This window comes from Nonomuraea sp. NPDC003201 (assembly GCF_053590415.1).
The window spans coordinates 1-1,187 of record NZ_JBSFTC010000764.1 but is presented as its reverse complement, the minus strand read 5'-3'; the positions used below and the strand labels follow the sequence as shown (position 1 = coordinate 1,187).

Annotated in this window: 1 protein-coding gene and 1 pseudogene; one reads left to right on the top strand and one right to left on the bottom strand. The window is 73.1% G+C overall.

Translation table 11 applies throughout. The features are described 5' to 3' along the window. A pseudogene (locus ACWDX9_RS63490) lies at nt 1-267 on the bottom strand (transcriptional regulator); the annotation flags it as partial. Nucleotides 268-363: 96 nt separating this feature from the next. Between ACWDX9_RS63490 and ACWDX9_RS63485 the strand changes: the two are divergent. Next, on the top strand, nt 364-1,187 hold an 824-nt coding region (locus ACWDX9_RS63485), incomplete at its 3' end, for a serine/threonine-protein kinase (RefSeq protein ID WP_449973483.1).

The following is a 1,187-nucleotide window of genomic DNA, read 5'->3' as shown; positions in this document are numbered from 1 at the left end:
GTCGCGGGCCGCCGCCGGCGTGAGGAAGTCGGGGAAGTACGGCGCCTCGGGCGCCAGCGCGGTCAGCCAGCGCAGCCCGGAGGCCATCCTGGAAAGCCTGGCCGGGCTCTCGCGCAGGGCTCGCTCCCAGGGCCGGAAGGCCGGCGCCTTGTCCTTGTCCTGCAGCCGGAACCTGCTGAGCACGACCTCCCACAACGGGTCCGCGCCCGCGGCCACTGTCGTGCGCGCCACGTCGTCCGCCGTGAAATGAATGCGCAGCAGCCCCACGAACCCTCTTCTCGGACACCGGCGAGCAGCTTGTTTTCACTAGGCTGCAAAGGGTCTGGCCGAGGCATCGTACCAACGACCACCATGTGACCAACGATGATCGACAATCCCCCAGAGTCCCTGTTATCCGAGCGCTACCGGCTGATCCGGGCGCTCGGCCGAGGCGGCATGGGCACCGTCTGGCTCGCCCGTGACGAGACCCTCGACCGCGAGGTCGCGGTCAAGGAGGTGCTGCTCTCGCCCGACATCGCGGCGGAGGAGCGCGCCGAGCTGTGCGAGCGCACGGTGCGGGAGGCGTACGCGGCGGCGCGGCTGAGCCATCCGGGCATCGCCACCGTCCACGACGTGTTCTCCGAGGACGGCCGCCCGTGGATCGTCATGGAGCTGCTGCGCGGGCGCACGCTGCAGGACTCGATCCGCGACGACGGCCCGTGGGCGCCGCAGCGGGTGGCCCGGCTCGGCGCCGACCTGCTGACGGCCCTGTCGGTCGCGCACCGGCAGGGCATCCAGCACCGCGACGTCAAGCCCGGCAACGTGTTCCTGTGCGACGACGGCCGGGCGGTGCTGACGGACTTCGGCATCGCCAGGATCGACGGCCAGGTCACCATCACGCAGTCGGGGCTGCTGATCGGCTCGCCGGGGTTCATCGCGCCGGAGCGGTTGCGGGGCGAGCGCGGCGGACCGCAGTCGGACCTGTGGTCGCTGGCCGCCACGCTGTACACGGCGGTGGAGGGCACCTCGCCGTTCCACACCGCGTCACCGCTGGCGACGCTGCACCGGGTGCTCACCGAGGATCCGCGGCCGTCCGCGCGGGCGGGTGCGGCGCTGGGGCCGGTGCTGCTGCGCATGTTGTCGCGCGAGGCCGCCGACCGCCCGGACCCCGCGCTGGCGGGCCGGTGGCTGGAGGCCGCCGCCTCCGG